The 14,034-nt window shown below is 59.2% G+C and carries 14 protein-coding genes; 7 read left to right on the forward strand and 7 right to left on the reverse strand.

What is annotated here, in order from left to right; genetic code table 11:
* Positions 1 to 83: 83 nt before the first annotated feature.
* A complete protein-coding gene (locus tag ABTW55_RS16000; RefSeq protein WP_060423098.1) occupies positions 84 to 362 on the forward strand; it encodes a helix-turn-helix domain-containing protein in 279 nt (92 codons plus the stop codon).
* A gap of 32 nt (positions 363 to 394) precedes the next feature.
* Here ABTW55_RS16000 and ABTW55_RS16005 read toward each other — a convergent pair whose 3' ends face one another.
* From ABTW55_RS16005 to ABTW55_RS16015, 3 genes are all read right to left on the reverse strand, one after another.
* The gene (locus ABTW55_RS16005) at positions 395 to 1,027 is read right to left on the reverse strand and encodes a response regulator (RefSeq protein WP_033635488.1); all 633 of its coding nucleotides are present in this window, start codon (positions 1,025 to 1,027) and stop codon (positions 395 to 397) included.
* A 161-nt stretch (positions 1,028 to 1,188) separates the two neighbouring features.
* Positions 1,189 to 2,865: a nitrate/nitrite two-component system sensor histidine kinase NarQ gene (gene narQ, locus ABTW55_RS16010; RefSeq protein ID WP_060423096.1), complete on the reverse strand. Its 1,677-nt coding sequence runs from the start codon at positions 2,863 to 2,865 to the stop codon at positions 1,189 to 1,191.
* Between the two features lie 260 nt (positions 2,866 to 3,125).
* Complete coding sequence (locus ABTW55_RS16015) at positions 3,126 to 4,772, reverse strand: M60 family metallopeptidase (protein WP_126192960.1); 1,647 nt, start codon at positions 4,770 to 4,772, stop codon at positions 3,126 to 3,128.
* Positions 4,773 to 5,006: 234 nt separating this feature from the next.
* Between ABTW55_RS16015 and nudK the strand changes: the two genes are divergently transcribed.
* The gene (gene nudK, locus ABTW55_RS16020; protein WP_033635486.1) at positions 5,007 to 5,582 is read left to right on the forward strand and encodes a GDP-mannose pyrophosphatase NudK; all 576 of its coding nucleotides are present in this window, start codon (positions 5,007 to 5,009) and stop codon (positions 5,580 to 5,582) included.
* 50 nt (positions 5,583 to 5,632) lie between these two features.
* Here nudK and tkt read toward each other — a convergent pair whose 3' ends face one another.
* The 3 genes from tkt to ABTW55_RS16035 all read right to left on the reverse strand — a co-directional run bounded on the left by tkt (position 5,633) and on the right by ABTW55_RS16035 (position 9,447).
* Positions 5,633 to 7,627 carry a transketolase gene (gene tkt / locus ABTW55_RS16025; protein WP_060418201.1) on the reverse strand — a complete coding sequence of 665 codons (1,995 nt, stop codon included), beginning with the start codon at positions 7,625 to 7,627 and terminating at the stop codon, positions 5,633 to 5,635.
* 18 nt (positions 7,628 to 7,645) lie between these two features.
* The gene (gene tal, locus ABTW55_RS16030) at positions 7,646 to 8,596 is read right to left on the reverse strand and encodes a transaldolase (RefSeq protein ID WP_033649859.1); all 951 of its coding nucleotides are present in this window, start codon (positions 8,594 to 8,596) and stop codon (positions 7,646 to 7,648) included.
* A gap of 257 nt (positions 8,597 to 8,853) precedes the next feature.
* Positions 8,854 to 9,447 carry a lytic polysaccharide monooxygenase gene (locus tag ABTW55_RS16035; protein ID WP_033635482.1) on the reverse strand — a complete coding sequence of 198 codons (594 nt, stop codon included), beginning with the start codon at positions 9,445 to 9,447 and terminating at the stop codon, positions 8,854 to 8,856.
* A gap of 404 nt (positions 9,448 to 9,851) precedes the next feature.
* On the opposite strand from ABTW55_RS16035, the gene ABTW55_RS16040 reads away from it, so the two are divergent.
* Complete coding sequence (locus tag ABTW55_RS16040; protein WP_033635481.1) at positions 9,852 to 10,793, forward strand: LysR family transcriptional regulator; 942 nt, start codon at positions 9,852 to 9,854, stop codon at positions 10,791 to 10,793.
* A gap of 85 nt (positions 10,794 to 10,878) precedes the next feature.
* Here the strand turns inward: ABTW55_RS16040 and ABTW55_RS16045 are convergent, their stop codons facing one another.
* Positions 10,879 to 12,378, reverse strand: coding sequence for a glycosyl hydrolase family 18 protein (locus ABTW55_RS16045; RefSeq protein WP_060422079.1), 1,500 nt, complete (start codon positions 12,376 to 12,378; stop codon positions 10,879 to 10,881).
* Positions 12,379 to 12,670: 292 nt separating this feature from the next.
* Between ABTW55_RS16045 and ABTW55_RS16050 the strand changes: the two genes are divergently transcribed.
* Genes ABTW55_RS16050 through ABTW55_RS16065 form a run of 4 tightly spaced genes read left to right on the forward strand, consistent with a single transcriptional unit; the run spans position 12,671 to position 13,919 of the window.
* Positions 12,671 to 12,997 carry a phage holin, lambda family gene (locus tag ABTW55_RS16050; protein WP_004936551.1) on the forward strand — a complete coding sequence of 109 codons (327 nt, stop codon included), beginning with the start codon at positions 12,671 to 12,673 and terminating at the stop codon, positions 12,995 to 12,997.
* A complete protein-coding gene (locus ABTW55_RS16055; RefSeq protein ID WP_033635478.1) occupies positions 12,987 to 13,388 on the forward strand; it encodes a M15 family metallopeptidase in 402 nt (133 codons plus the stop codon). The genes ABTW55_RS16050 and ABTW55_RS16055 overlap by 11 nt, the downstream gene beginning before the upstream one ends.
* Positions 13,385 to 13,765, forward strand: coding sequence for a DUF2570 family protein (locus ABTW55_RS16060; RefSeq protein ID WP_060422075.1), 381 nt, complete (start codon positions 13,385 to 13,387; stop codon positions 13,763 to 13,765). Before ABTW55_RS16055 ends, ABTW55_RS16060 begins: the two co-directional genes overlap by 4 nt.
* Positions 13,746 to 13,919: a hypothetical protein gene (locus tag ABTW55_RS16065; protein ID WP_039564819.1), complete on the forward strand. Its 174-nt coding sequence runs from the start codon at positions 13,746 to 13,748 to the stop codon at positions 13,917 to 13,919. Before ABTW55_RS16060 ends, ABTW55_RS16065 begins: the two co-directional genes overlap by 20 nt.
* The last annotated feature ends 115 nt before the right edge of the window (positions 13,920 to 14,034 follow it).

Here is a 14,034-nt window from a genome sequence, read left to right on the forward strand (position 1 = left end):
TTACTATCAAAGGCCTTGCGCATTTTTTCGCCGCAGGGAATCGAAAAGTAAAAACTGGCCTCACCTTACAGCAGGAGCTTGGCATGGGAATTAACCCGGTATTTGCCCGTCGGCTTTATTTATGCTGGCTGATCAGCCACAGTGAGTGGCCTAATGTGCCGCGGTTGATGGCGCTGACCGGCTGGCCGCGCCGTACGTTGCAGGATGTGCTGAAGGCGCTGCCCGGCATGGGCGTCGAGCTGCAGTTCGTGCAGCAGGGCGTGCGCAACAACGACGGTTTCTATCAGTTGGAAAGCTGGGGGCCGTTCAACAAGAGCTGGGTACACCAGCATCATCAGGCGCTGCTCAGCGCCATCGAGTAAGCGGCCCCGGCGGATCGGCCGGGGCGGGGCGATCAGTGGCTTTTGTACTCCAGGTACATCACCGTCGCCGCCACGCGAGAACGCACGTCCAGCTTGCGCAGTATGTTGCGGATGTGCACCTTCACGGTTTCTTCAGAGATATGCAACTGCGCCGCCACCTGCTTGTTGGACAGGCCGCGCGCCACCTCTTGCAGGACGTCCAGTTCGCGTTCGGTCAAGGCGGCGAAGGGGTCGCGCTGCTCGCTGCGCGCCAGCAAATAGTCGGCCATCGCGTCGCTGATCACGTTCTGGCCCTCGGCGGCGGCGCTGATGTGTTCCAGCAGTTGTTCGGGTTCGCTGTCTTTTAGCAGATAGCCGTCGGCGCCGGCGTCGATCAGCGCATACAGATCGCTGCGCGCGTCGGAGACCGTCAGCACGATGATGCGCGCGTCCACGCCTTCGTCGCGCAGGGCCCGCAGCGTATCTAGCCCCGACATGCCCTTCATGTTCAGATCCAACAAGATCACGTCCGGAGCGTGCTGCAGCGCCAGCGCAACCGCCTCGCTGCCGTTGCCGGCCTCTGCCACCACGCCAAATCGCGCATCCAGTCCCAGCAGTTGTTTGATGCCGCGCCGCATCAACGGATGATCGTCAACGATCATGACTCGGTATTGCTTCATCACCATGAAATATGCTCCCTGTAGCAAGTAAAGCCACTCAAACGCGCCCGGAGGCGTGCTTCACAGTGGGACTGTCTCTTCAAAAATAGCGGCATTCTGCACCGCAAACCTCTCCGGGCGGCCTTCAGGCCGGCGGCAACCGTAACGCAGAGTGAACAGCCGCAAGGTCAGGGCGAGAATGTCAGGCAGACCGCCGTGCCGCCGCCGCTTCTGCGCCGGATGCGCAGCGTTCCTCCCAGTCGCGCCGCGCGTTCGCTCATGATGGTCAAGCCGTAATGCCCTTCCGGTTCTTCCAGACTGGCGATGCCGCAACCGTCGTCGGTAATGCTGAATACGTTGTCGCCTGCGGCGTTGACCTCGCAACATACCGCGATCTCGTTCGCTCCGGCGTGCTTGACGGCATTGAGCACCGCCTCGCGCACGATCTGCAGCGCGTGCACCTGCTGCTGGGCGTTGAGCGCCTGCGAGGGCAGCCGACAGTGTAACTGAATCCGCGCGGGGGTTAGCGCCTTTAATGGCTGCAACAGTTGCTCCAGCGCGGCATTCAAATCCGCCTCCTGAATGTTGAGGCGGAAGGTGGCCAGCAATTCTCTCAGCTGGCGATAGGCATCGGCCAGCGTGCGCTCGAAATCGTCGATAATCGCCTGCGCCGCCGGATCGTCGGCGGCGCGCCGGAGCAGCGTCAGCTGGATGCGCAGGAACGACAGCGTCTGCGCCAGCGAATCGTGCAGCTCGCGTGCGATGGTTCCACGCTCTTCCATCAACAGCAGATATTGGTGCTGCTTTTGCGCCCGGTTGAAGTAGACGCCGCGCCCCAGCATGTTGGCCAGGCTCTGCATCAGGTGAGGATGCGGCGGCTGCGCTTCGGGCTGCCATCGCAACTCGCCCAGCAGTTTATCGCCTTGGGTGATCGGCAGCGCGCTCCAGGTTTGCGCCGGCGCCGGCTCTCCTTCGTTCAGTTGCCACTGGCCATGATCGTCCGCCACGTTCAACCGGATGCAGCGCAGTCGTTCACTTTGGCGCACGATGCGCAGCGCATTTTCGAACGCCTGCTGATCGATCTGACGCACGCTCAGCGCCTGCGAGCAGCGATAGAGCACCTCCAGCGTGTCGTTGGCCTGCTGCAGGCGCTGGGTCTTTTCCTGCACTTTCAGCTCCAGCGACTGATAGAGGCGGGCCAGCTCGTCAGACATGGCGCTGAAAGTTTGCGACAGCACGCCGAGCTCGTTCGGCAGCGCCACGTCCAGCTGTGGATGGCGAAAGTCGCGCTGTTGCACGCGCTGGCTGGCGTCGACCAGATGCTGCAGCGGCGTGACCACCTGGCGGCGCATAAAGCGGATGCAGAACAGCACCAGACCGATGATGGCGGCGTAGCCCAGTACGCTGACGGCGGCCACCAGGGTGAGTTTCAACTCGGAATAACGCTGCAGAGCGGAAACGAAATGATCGACGCGGTTGACGTAGCCGGCGACCTCAGCCCGGTAGGCGGCCGCCTGCCCGTCGCGGATCTGCCGCTCCATCGTTTGCCATGTTCGTTGCAGCGCCAGATAGTGGTTGCGCACCTCGGCCGGGACGTAAAAGCGCGTCAGCTTTTGCAACGCGGGCGCCTGCAACGATTGCCGATACTGCTGCAGGTGCAGCTCCAACTCCGGACTCTGCCGCTCGAGATCGAAGGCCAAGCGGTAGCTTTGCATGCGCAGCGAACCGGCGATGTTGATCGCCTCGGCATCGCTCTGGCTGCCGGCGACGGTCGTCAACGCCAACCCGGTGGCGAGCACCGACAGTATCACGATGCCGAACAGCGCTCTGGCCAGGCTGCCGGTCACGGAACGTTTAACAAGCAATCACGGAATCCTTTTCTCTCAGGTGAGGCGCTTCGCCAGTTTCATTCGAAAGCAAAACTATAACTTTTGCAACTAAATTGCACCGCGATTTGTATCAAGTTGTCAACAAAACGGGAACAATTGTCGTTGTGTAATCAAATGAATAGCGAAATGCCCGCCGATGTTCAGCGGCGGGCCGGTTTTCTCTGAAGATTTGCCTTTAGCGCGGATGAAATCAGGCAGAAGGCCCCCTGTTTCTGGGGGCGCTTTATTGCCGCGCTTCAGGGCGTCGGCAGATTCATCGCGGCCACCTGCTTCGCTGCGTGGTCGCTGAAGCGCAGCCCCCAGCGGGTGAAGTACTCGCGCAGATCCTGCCCCGCCTCCCGGCTGTAGACGACCACGCTGAAGTCGATGACCTTCTGCGGCGTGCCGAAAACGTATTTATATTTATCCTGCATGGTGTTACCCGGCGCCGCGAAAGTCTGCTTCAGCCGTTCCTGATTAATTCGCGGGAAGAAGGATTCATCATAAGCGTGCAACAGATGGGTAAAAAACCCCAGCGCGACATCATGCTGCTTCTTCGGGAATTCGTCATAGCGCACTTCTGATGCGAGGAACTTACGCACCGCATCCCGATCCCACTCCTTGTCGGCACCCAGTTTGCAGGTTGGGCCATAGTCGAAATCGTTGCGTTCCGACAACAGGCGGCAAGCCAGTACCGAATAACGGTTGACCTGCACTTCGGGGAATACGTTGTATTCCCACTGCGGTTCGTTCTCATGCCCCAGTTCGTGCCAGAGTCCCCAGTGGGCGGCGTTGGCGCGGGTGGTCTTGTCGGCGAAGAAACCGACGTTGACCGCGCCCTCGCGGTATTCGGCGCTGCAGCATTTGCTGTAGTTGAGGAACAGGGAACCCTGTGATGCCGTGAACATCTCGTGGGTGCCGTCCATGCCGTTCACCGCTTCATACAGCGCGGCGATGCTGAGGCTTTCCCCCAGCGATTTATTGATGATCTCCTGCGTTTTGTCGGTGATTTTCTTCGGTACGAAGTGGTTGGATTTACCGTCATACAACACGGCGCCGCCCAGGATGCCGGCGCCGGCCTTCTGTTGCTCCCAGTCGCCTTGCGTATTCTGACCGAGAATGTGCAGGTTGCTGTCGCCACCGCCGCTCACCTCTAACCGGACAAATTCGCCGTTTTGCTGTTTTTGCGGATGGCTGCAGCCTAAGGCCAGGACGCCGGTTTGCGCGAAGGTATAAGTGGTCTCCTTGTTGGCATCAAGCTTTCGTTTGTTCGAGTAGATGTTGTCAACGTTATCGAAACGGGCGCTGGTCGCCGCAAAACATGAGCTGCCTGCCGGAATAGTTCCGGCCTTTATCGTGACGCTGTCGCCCTGATTCCCCAGCGTGCGGGTGTAGAAGAAAATTCCGCGCGCCATGCTGCCATACAAGGAGTTGTACCAACTGGCGGCGTGAACGATCGGCAGCCGGTAGACATTTGGCGTGTCTGACGGGTACATCTGCATGGTGCGTTTGAGCCAATACAGCGGCGTGCGGGCATCTTGCGAGTCCGCCATCGCCTGTTCGGCATCCTGATTCAGCGCATCCAGGCTGGTGCCGATGTAACGCAGCGCATCGTTGAATCCCTCCTGCTCGGCATAGGCTTGCCACCAGGGAGTCTCCTGGGCGGCACACTGGCCGAGGTTTTGCCAGGGTTCGCCGACCCAACCGGCTACGCCGGGGATATGGTGTTTTTCTGCCCACCATTTATTGGCGAACAGCGTATTGTCCTTTATGACCTGCGTGCCTTTGATGGCGTAGGTTTTAGCCACCCATTCCGGCACGTTGGCGCAGTCCGCCGCCTGAGCGCCGGCGCTGGCCATCAATAAAAGGCTTAATGGTAACAAGCAGCGATGAGTCAGTTTCACGTTGGTTTTCCCTAAAGAGGCGTTGAAAAATAAAATAGGCGCGTGTTATTAGGATGATGTGGCGCTATCCCTTATGGTTTTTTTTCAGGGTTTCCGCTACTTAGATGTGCTTACTTTAAGATGATTTCAGGTCGGGCCGCCGCCGGGGCCGATGATGTTTTGTTGCAAATCGTCTGCCGCGGCGCGGCGTAATCGCGGTATGATCTTCAGGTTGCAACTCAAGGAAAAAGGGTCATGTCGTCGAAAATTGAGAATGTGAAGAAAGAGCTGCTGTCGGACAACTGGTATGTGCTGCATAAGTATACGTTCGATCTGAAACGCAAAAACGGCGGTTCGGTGCAACAGATGCGCGAGGTCTACGATCGCGGCAACGGCGCCACCATTTTGCTGTACAACCGCGCCAAGGGCACGGTGGTGCTGACCAACCAGTTCCGCATGCCGACCTATGTCAACGGCAACGAGAGCGGCATGCTGCTCGAGGCCTGCGCCGGCCTGCTGGATGCCGACTCTCCAGAGCAGTGTGCGCGCCGCGAAGCGGTGGAAGAGACCGGTTTTCAGGTGGGCGAGGTCAAGAAAATCTTCGAAGCCTACATGTCGCCGGGCGGCGTGACCGAGATCGTGCACTTCTTTATCGCCGAATACCATGACGATGAGCGGCGCGCGGCCGGCGGCGGCATTGAAGATGAAGATATTGAAGTGATCGAACTGCCGTTCAGCGAAGCGGTGGCGATGATCGCCGACGGCCGCATTAAAGACGGCAAGACCATCATGCTGCTGCAGTATTTGCAGATCCATCGGGTGATGGCATAAAAAAAGCCGGTCACGATGACCGGCTTTCTTATCGGCTGGCGCCAGGCCGCTTACTTCAGCAGCGCCTGCGCCTTGGCCACCACGTTGTCCACGGTGAAGCCGAACTCGGCGAACAGCTGCTCCGCCGGCGCCGACTCACCGAAGGTGGTCATGCCCACGATGGCGCCGTTCAGCCCCACGTACTTGTACCAGTAGTCCGCGATACCCGCTTCCACCGCCACGCGCGCCGTTACCGCCGCCGGCAGCACCGACTCGCGGTACGCCGCATCCTGCTTGTCGAACGCGTCCGTCGACGGCATCGACACCACGCGCACCTTGCGGCCCGCCGCGGTCAGCTTGTCCGCCGCTTCCACCGTGATGCCCACTTCGGAGCCGGTGGCAATCAGGATGACGTCCGGCGTGCCCGCGCAGTCTTTCAGCACGTAGCCGCCGCGGTACACGTTCGCCAGCTGCTCTGCGCTGCGCGGCTGCTGGGTCAGGTTCTGGCGCGAGAACACCAGGGTGGTCGGGCCGTCGTTGCGCTCGATGCCGTACTGCCACGCCACTGCCGATTCCACCTGGTCGCACGGGCGCCAGGTGCTCATGTTCGGGGTCACGCGCAGGCTCGCCAGCTGCTCCACCGGCTGGTGGGTCGGGCCGTCTTCGCCCAGACCGATGGAGTCGTGGGTGTAGACGAACACGTTGCGCAGCTTCATCAGCGCCGCCATGCGCACCGCGTTGCGGGCGTATTCCACGAACATCAGGAAGGTCGCCGAGTACGGCAGGAAGCCGCCGTGCAGCGCGATGCCGTTGGTGATGGCGGTCATGCCGAACTCGCGCACGCCGTAATGAATGTAGTTGCCCGCCGGGTCAACGTTCAGCGCTTTCGAGCCTGACCACATGGTCAGGTTGCTCGGCGCCAGGTCGGCAGAGCCGCCCAGGAACTCCGGCAGCACCTTGCCGAACGCTTCCAGCGCGTTCTGCGACGCCTTGCGGCTGGCGATGTTGGCCGGGTTGGCCTGCAGTTTTTCCACGAACGCCTTGGCGTCGGCTTTCCAGTCGGCCGGCAGCTCGCCGTTCATGCGGCGCTTGAACTCGGCAGCCAGCTCCGGGAAGGCCCTGGCGTAGGCGGCGAACTTGTCGTTCCAGGCCGCTTCTTTGGCCTGACCGGCTTCCTTGGCGTCCCACTGGGCGTAGATGTCCTGCGGGATTTCAAAGGCGGCGTATTTCCAGCCCAGCGCTTCGCGGGTGGCGGCCACTTCGGCGGCGCCCAGCGCGGCGCCGTGCACGTCATGGGTGCCGGCCTTGTTCGGCGAACCGAAGCCGATAACGGTCTTGCACATCAGCAGCGACGGCTTGTCGGTCACCTTGCGCGCTTCTTCAATCGCGGCCTTGATGGCGTCCGGGTTGTGGCCGTCGACGTTGCGCACTACGTGCCAGCCGTAGGCTTCGAAGCGCAGGGCGGTGTCGTCGGTGAACCAGCCGTCGACGTGGCCGTCGATGGAGATGCCGTTGTCATCGTAGAAAGCGGTCAGCTTGCCGAGCTTGAGGGTACCGGCCAGAGAGCAGACTTCGTGCGAGATGCCTTCCATCATGCAGCCGTCGCCCATGAAGGCGTAGGTGTGGTGGTCAACGATGTCGTGGCCCGGGCGGTTGAACTGCGCCGCCAGGGTGCGTTCGGCGATGGCGAAGCCGACGGCGTTGGCGATGCCCTGGCCCAGCGGGCCGGTGGTGGTTTCAACGCCCGGGGTGTAGCCGTACTCCGGGTGGCCCGGGGTTTTGGAATGCAGCTGACGGAAGTTTTCCAGCTCGCGCATCGGCAGGTCGTAGCCGGTGAGGTGCAGGAGGCTGTAAATCAACATGGAGCCGTGGCCGTTGGAGAGCACGAAACGGTCGCGGTCAGCCCAGTGCGGGTTAGTCGGGTTGTGGTTGAGGTAGTCACGCCACAGGACTTCGGCGATGTCCGCCATGCCCATAGGGGCCCCCGGGTGGCCGGAATTTGCTTTTTGTACGGCGTCCATGCTGAGTGCGCGGATAGCGTTGGCAAGCTCTTTACGAGAAGACATAACGAAACTCCAGTACGGTTACAGTTGAGCGGCCAGCATGTCTTCCAGCTTCTGCTGGTCGACGGCGAACAGGCGAATGCCTTCGGCGAGTTTTTCCACCGCCATGGCGTCCTGGTTGTGCAGCCAGCGGAACTCCGCTTCGGCCAGCGGGGCCGGTTGGTGGAAGCCCTCGGTGGACGGGGTCAGCTTGCGCTCGACCGGCCGGTCGCTGTTTTTCAGCTGTTCCAAAAGGTTCGGCGCGATGGTCAGGCGATCGCAGCCGGCCAGCGCCAGGATCTGCTCAACCTTGCGGAAGCTGGCGCCCATGATCACCGTCTGGTAACGATGACGCTTGTAGTATTCATAGATGGTGCGCACCGATTTCACGCCCGGATCCTGCTCGGCATCGTAGTCGGCGGCAGGCTGTTTGGCCTGATACCAGTCATAGATGCGGCCGACGAACGGCGAGATCAGATACACGCCGGCTTCGGCGCAGGCGCGGGCCTGGGCGAAGGAGAACAGCAGCGTCAGGTTGGTGTTGATGCCTTCTTTTTCCAGCTCCTCGGCGGCTTTGATGCCTTCCCAGGTGGAAGCCAGTTTGATCAGGATGCGCGATTTGTCGATGCCCTGTTCTTGATACATGGCGATCAGCTTTCGCGCTTTGGCGACGCACATGCCGCGATCGAACGACAGGCGGGCGTCCACTTCGGTGGAGATGCGGCCCGGCACGCTTTTGAGGATCTCGACGCCGATATTGACCGCCAGCTTATCGCTGGCGTTGATCAGCTGGGTTTCCTTGCTGCCGCCCTGGCGGCGGGCATAGTCCAACGCTTCGGTGATCAGCGCCTTGTACTGCGGCAGCGCGGCGGCTTTCAGGATCAGCGAAGGGTTGGTGGTAGCGTCCTGGGGTTCGAACTGGCGGATGGATTCGATATCGCCGCTGTCGGCGACCACCGTGGTCAGCTGCTTGAGTGCGTCTAATTGATTCATTGATAAGCTCCTTGACCAAGCTCAACGTAGGGAAATGAGAACCTTTTTCATCATAGGGGGAACACACTGCATCATCGGGTCGGGAATGAAAATGCGCTTTTTCTGATTGTTGCGATGGATAATAACAATGAATGCCGAGTAAACCCAGGCGGGGCGCGGTTTACGGCGGGGGAGGCGAGGGGGGCGGTGGCGCGAGAGCCAAAAAAAGAAGGGTTCAGCGCCAGGCTGAACCCTCAAAGATGGCCTCATTTGGCCGATTATTTGCTCAGGTTGACGTCGATCGCCTGATAGAAGGCGTTGGCGGTGTCGGCTATATCCCACACGGCAAGGATCACGTGCGAACCGCTGCGATCTGCCGGTATATTGCACTGGTGGGTAACCTGTGCGGCAGGGATGGCGCCGCCGTCATTGAACTGGCAGAACGGCGTCAGATCAAAGGAGGCGCGGGTCAGCGGCTGCGAAGCGTCCCAGTTCGGCTTGGTGATGAAATAGCGCCAGCTGGTGGTGCTGTGACGCGCGGTCAGCTTCCAGGTAAAGGAGTTCGGGCCGGTTTTCAGGTTGAGCTTGTTCCAGCGCGTCGGCGTTTGCTGATCCAGTTCGAAGAAGGTGGACTTGTCGGCGCTGGCGATGTGGCCGTCAGCCGGGCCGGCCTGCGGGAAACCTTTCAGGCCTTCGACGCTCTGCGGTTCATACTGCACGCTGCCGCACTGGGTGTTGAGCTGCAGTTTGCACTGATAGGCGCGGCTGGCCGGCGATTCGACATAACCGTGAGCATTCGCCTGTTGCGAAACGCCGAACATGGCTGCGCTCAGCAGGCCCAGAGAGAATAGGGTACGGGAAGTTTTGTTCATAAGTCACTCCTGACTGAAATTATGTTGTAAGTTGAGCGTATTTCACCGACAAAATGAGAGGCTAATAACGTAATTGGAAATAACCCTTCTTGTCGGCTTGTTTTATTTTTATCATTCTGGTCGTGCAGCAGAGCGGAATGTTTTAACGGCTATTAACGGAAATTATTATGATGACGATCTTTGATCGTTAGGCTGAATTTATTTAACTGTCACAATGCAAAAATAGAGCGCTATGATGAATTTTATATCAGGTCGTGATGAATAGTATTTAAGATAGCGCTCTCATTTATGAAGTATATTGCTTGTTGCCTTGAGTATCCTTGTTCGATTTGATCGATTTTTGTGCGCCACCACCTTGGGAATTTAGTGTCATTTTTCTTGTTTTATTTTAAAGAGGAATTTGTATGACTAGATTATCCCTGGACGCGATTAAAATAATCAGCACCATTAAGAGCACCGGCTCTTTCTCTATGGCGGCGGAGGCGCTGCATAAAACGCCTTCGGCAATCTCTTATCGGGTTTCCAATATTGAAAGTAAACTCTGCGTGAAACTTTTTCATCGCAATGGCCCCATGATTACCCTGACGGATGAAGGGGAATTTCTCCTGCAGGAGGGCAGCTGGATATTAAATGCGGTGCAGGATCTGGAAAGCCGGGTAAGAAACATCCCCAAGCTGGACAATAATATCCGCCTGGCGGTGGACACCTTCTTCCCGTTGGAGACCCTGACGCAGGATATCCGCGACTATATTCAGCATTGCCCGAACGCCAATATCTCGGTGCAGCGGGAAGCGCTGAACGGCACCTGGGATGCGCTGAAGAACAACCGGGCGGATCTGATCATCGCCATCGGCCAAATCCCCGACAGCGTACAGGCCAAAACCCTGATGCTCGGCAAGCTCAACTTTGTGCTGTGCGTGTCGCCCTCGCATCCGTTCGCGGCGCAGAAAAAGCCGGTGTGCAAGAAGCAGCGCTTGAACGACATCGTGGTTGCGATCGCCGACAGCAGCCATGAACTGCCCAAACGCAATCACGGCACGTTGCCTTTGCAGCGCCAACTGGTGGTGTGCGACGTGGAAAGCAACCTGGCGCTGCTCAAACGCGGCATCGGCCACGCTTTTCTGCCGCCGTCGCTGATCGAAAAGGAACTGGCCAGCGGCGAACTGGTGACGGTGCCGGTGGAGATGCAAAAGGGCGACGAAATGATTTGGCTGGCGTGGCATCCGGCCAGCAAGGGCGCCGGGTTTAACTGGTGGCATGAGCGGCTGACGCGCAAAAGCGATGTTTACAGCCTGATGGGCCGCGAAGTGGTGCGGGATGGCGGCTATCCTTGGTGCCACAACTGAAGGAATAGAGACGAAGGGACGCGAAAATCAAACGGTTAACTCAATGAAAACCCCGCAGCGCTCGGCTACGGGGTTTTTTTATGGCTTACGCTACGCGGCCCACCTTCAGCCAGGCGCTGTCGGAGCCGGGCGCCGAGGTGATGTAACCCCATTTGGTCTGCCAGACGTAACCCTGATAGGACACCAGCGCGCCCTGCGCGTAAGTGGTGCCCGGCACGTAGGCCGGCGCGGTCATGATCGGCAGGTTGCCGGGGCCGACGCCGGTGTAACGCAGGCCGGTGCCCATATCCAGCTGGCTGTCGTCGTAGTCCGCGGCGTTGAAATAGCGATCCAGCGCGGCAAGCAGATCGCCGTTGCGGTTGTCTTGCCCCAGATGCCAGAACATCACGCCGCCCAGCTGCTGCTGCTTGATGTACTTCGCTTTGTATTTGAAGCTTTCGGCATCGTCATAGGTGACGAACAGCCCGTTCTGCGCATGATACAGGTAAGGGGTTTTGGTCTTGTCGTTCCACAACCGCTGATAGCCGTAGTTGCCCTGCAGCATCTGCTCCAGCTGGCGATAGGAGGCGATGCGCGGATCCTTGTCGCGCACGCACTCTTCGCAGCCCACCAGCCAGTAATCGGTGCTCGGATACGGATCTTCGCCCGGCGTGCTGTGGCTGCTGTACTGGCCGCCGTTGCTGCCGCTGACGCCCCTGAAGGCGCGGCCGTAGAAGGGGACGCCCATCACGATCTTGGCGCTCGGCACGCCTTCCATCATCAGGTGTTGCTGCACCGCGGCGTCGACCGTCAGGCTGAACGGGCTGGGGAAGGCGCGGGTCAGCTCTTCCCAGCTCCAGCCCAGATTGGCTTCGCGCAGCGCGTTGTAGAAGGTCGGCCCGGCCGCGTCGCCGAACAGCGCCGCCTGGTGGTTGGTGATCTTCTCCCAGGGGCCGGCCAGATCGTAGGTCATCAGGTTGATGTAATCGAGCGGCGCGACGATCTGCGCCAGCTTGCTGTAATAGCGCGACAGGAAGAAGGCGCCGCCGGCGCCGGCGATAGTCAACTGATACGGCAGCGCCTGGCGGCCGTCGGCGACGGTTTGCTGATTCAGCAGGGTGCGGATCTCTTGCAGCGCGGCGATGAAACCGTCCACTTCTGATGCTTGTGGGTACTCCCAGTCGATGTCCACGCCGTCGAAGCCGTAATCTTTCATGATGCGCACGCAGGATTGGGCAAACTTGGTGCGCGAGGCCGGGGTTTTCACCGCGTTGACGTAGTTGGCGTGCGACACGCCCAGATCGTTGGAGTAGTACCAACCGCCGATGGAGAACATGATGCGCAGGCTGGGATTGTGCGCCTTGAGCGCGGTCAGGCGGTTGACCACATCGCGCGCCTTGGCATCGTTGGTGGCCGGATCCCAGGCGCATTCCAGGTTGCTGTTGATATCCAGGAACGAGAAGTTGATGTGCGTCAGCTGTTTGGCTTTGGCCGGCGTGATGTTGGAAACCGGGAACGGTACGACGGACGTATCGGACTCGGTGTAATTATTGATTTGGTTGGTCGGAATAAAATAATACCCAATAACGGCTTTGCGTGTGGACATGGTATTTCTCCAGAGTGGATGTTTTTAAGATGGGACATATTTCCCGCAGCCATTAATGTTTATTTTTGGTGAAAACAAAAGTCGAAATAAATCACGATAACAATGAAATTTTATTCATTGCCGTCAACATTGGCGCTTATGCGTTGTGCCAGCGCTCAGCATGAATGAATTCGACCATAGGGCCTGTATTTATTCATTTGCTTTGTAATAGCATCCTTAACTAGATTCTGATTATCCGATGTCCCACCGGCCGTGATTGGCATTTAATTAAAAATAAAAAAGGAGATGAGCTATGTCCAGCATAGAGCCTGACGCTGTTGGCTTAATAGTCCAGCGAGTATGTGAATATCTTCAGCCGGTATTAAACGCCATTTTGGCCGGCGTCATGGCGCTATTGCACGGCGCTTACCGCAACGTGGGCATTCGGCGCCGTTTATTGAATGCGGCGATGTGCGCGTTATTGGCCTGGACGGTGCGCGATGCGCTGGCGCTGATGGGCCTGGAATTAAAGTGGGCGAATTTGGCCAGCGTACTGATTGGCTTTATGGGGGCAGATTACATCAACGCCTTAATTAAAAAATTCATCGGCAAAAAGACGGGGTTTAAAAATGTTAAATGACATCGAAGAGATTCGTTTTACCGCCCGCAGCGAAGAGAACCTGCGCGGCGTGCACCCGGATCTGGTGCGCGTTATTCGTCTGGCGCTGCGTTATTCGCTGGTGCCGTTTTCCGTCAGCGAGGGGCTGCGCAGCATGGCGCGCCAGCGGGAAATGGTGCGCGCCGGCAGCAGTCAAACGCTGCGCAGCCGCCATCTGACCGGCCACGCGGTGGACGTGGTGGCGATGCCGGCGGGGGTGGTCTCCTGGGAGTGGGATTACTACGCGCAGATTGCGGTGGCGGTGCGGCGCGCGGCGCGTGAATGCGGGGTCAACGTCGAATGGGGCGGCGAGTGGAAAACCCTCAAGGATGGCCCGCACTTCCAGCTGGCGTTCCGGGACTATCCGGCATGAGCGGCTGGCTGCAAAAACTGATGCAGGGCGGGTTGCTGCTGCTGTTGCTGGCGGCCATCAGCCTCGGCGGCTACAGCTCGCTGCTGTCGCACCAGTTGGCGTCCGCGCGCCAACAGGCGGCGGAGCTACAGAAAAGCCTGGCGCAGCAGGCCGGGCTGATCGCCACCCTGCAGACCCAGGATGCGCAAAACCGCGCGCTGATGGCGGCGCAGCAGCGGCAGGAACGGCAGCTGCGCCAACAACACGAGGCTTATCAGAGGAAATACCGTGAAGCGATTAAAAACGATCCCTGCGCCGCTCAGCCTCTGCCTGGCGCTGTGCTTGAGCTCCTGCGCCCGGCCGCCGGCGCCGCAGGCCGTGCCGCTGTTGCCCCCTGAATCGGTGTTCGCGCCCTGTGAGCAACCGCGGCTGCAAGGGGAAACCTGGGGCGATGCGGTAAGCTATACCCTGGCGTTACAAACCTCGTTACACATTTGCGCCGGCCAGGTGGAGACGCTCAACGCCTGGCGCGCCACGCTGCCGCCACGCTGACGGCGGCGCTTCTTCGACTCGTCTCGCGATCCTTTTTTTACTTTTAAAACGGTCTTTCGGCCAAGGTTATGGCGCGCTTCAAAGTTTGTGATGTTTCTCTCACTATACTTCAAGG

This window comes from Serratia sp. SM04 (genome assembly GCF_040280225.1).
In the GTDB taxonomy this organism is placed as follows: domain Bacteria; phylum Pseudomonadota; class Gammaproteobacteria; order Enterobacterales; family Enterobacteriaceae; genus Serratia; species Serratia sarumanii.

Excerpts from the sequence above, each read along its gene's own strand:
- tal (WP_033649859.1), bottom strand. The coding sequence starts at position 8,596 with ATGAATCAATTAGACGCACTCAAGCAGCTGACCACGGTGGTCGCCGAC.
- ABTW55_RS16005 (WP_033635488.1), bottom strand. The coding sequence starts at position 1,027 with ATGGTGATGAAGCAATACCGAGTCATGATCGTTGACGATCATCCGTTG.
- ABTW55_RS16050 (WP_004936551.1), top strand. The coding sequence starts at position 12,671 with ATGTCCAGCATAGAGCCTGACGCTGTTGGCTTAATAGTCCAGCGAGTA.
- ABTW55_RS16040 (WP_033635481.1), top strand. The coding sequence starts at position 9,852 with ATGACTAGATTATCCCTGGACGCGATTAAAATAATCAGCACCATTAAG.
- ABTW55_RS16035 (WP_033635482.1), bottom strand. The coding sequence starts at position 9,447 with ATGAACAAAACTTCCCGTACCCTATTCTCTCTGGGCCTGCTGAGCGCA.
- ABTW55_RS16060 (WP_060422075.1), top strand. The coding sequence starts at position 13,385 with ATGAGCGGCTGGCTGCAAAAACTGATGCAGGGCGGGTTGCTGCTGCTG.
- ABTW55_RS16055 (WP_033635478.1), top strand. The coding sequence starts at position 12,987 with ATGTTAAATGACATCGAAGAGATTCGTTTTACCGCCCGCAGCGAAGAG.
- nudK (WP_033635486.1), top strand. The coding sequence starts at position 5,007 with ATGTCGTCGAAAATTGAGAATGTGAAGAAAGAGCTGCTGTCGGACAAC.
- tkt (WP_060418201.1), bottom strand. The coding sequence starts at position 7,627 with ATGTCTTCTCGTAAAGAGCTTGCCAACGCTATCCGCGCACTCAGCATG.
- ABTW55_RS16000 (WP_060423098.1), top strand. The coding sequence starts at position 84 with ATGGGAATTAACCCGGTATTTGCCCGTCGGCTTTATTTATGCTGGCTG.
- ABTW55_RS16045 (WP_060422079.1), bottom strand. The coding sequence starts at position 12,378 with ATGTCCACACGCAAAGCCGTTATTGGGTATTATTTTATTCCGACCAAC.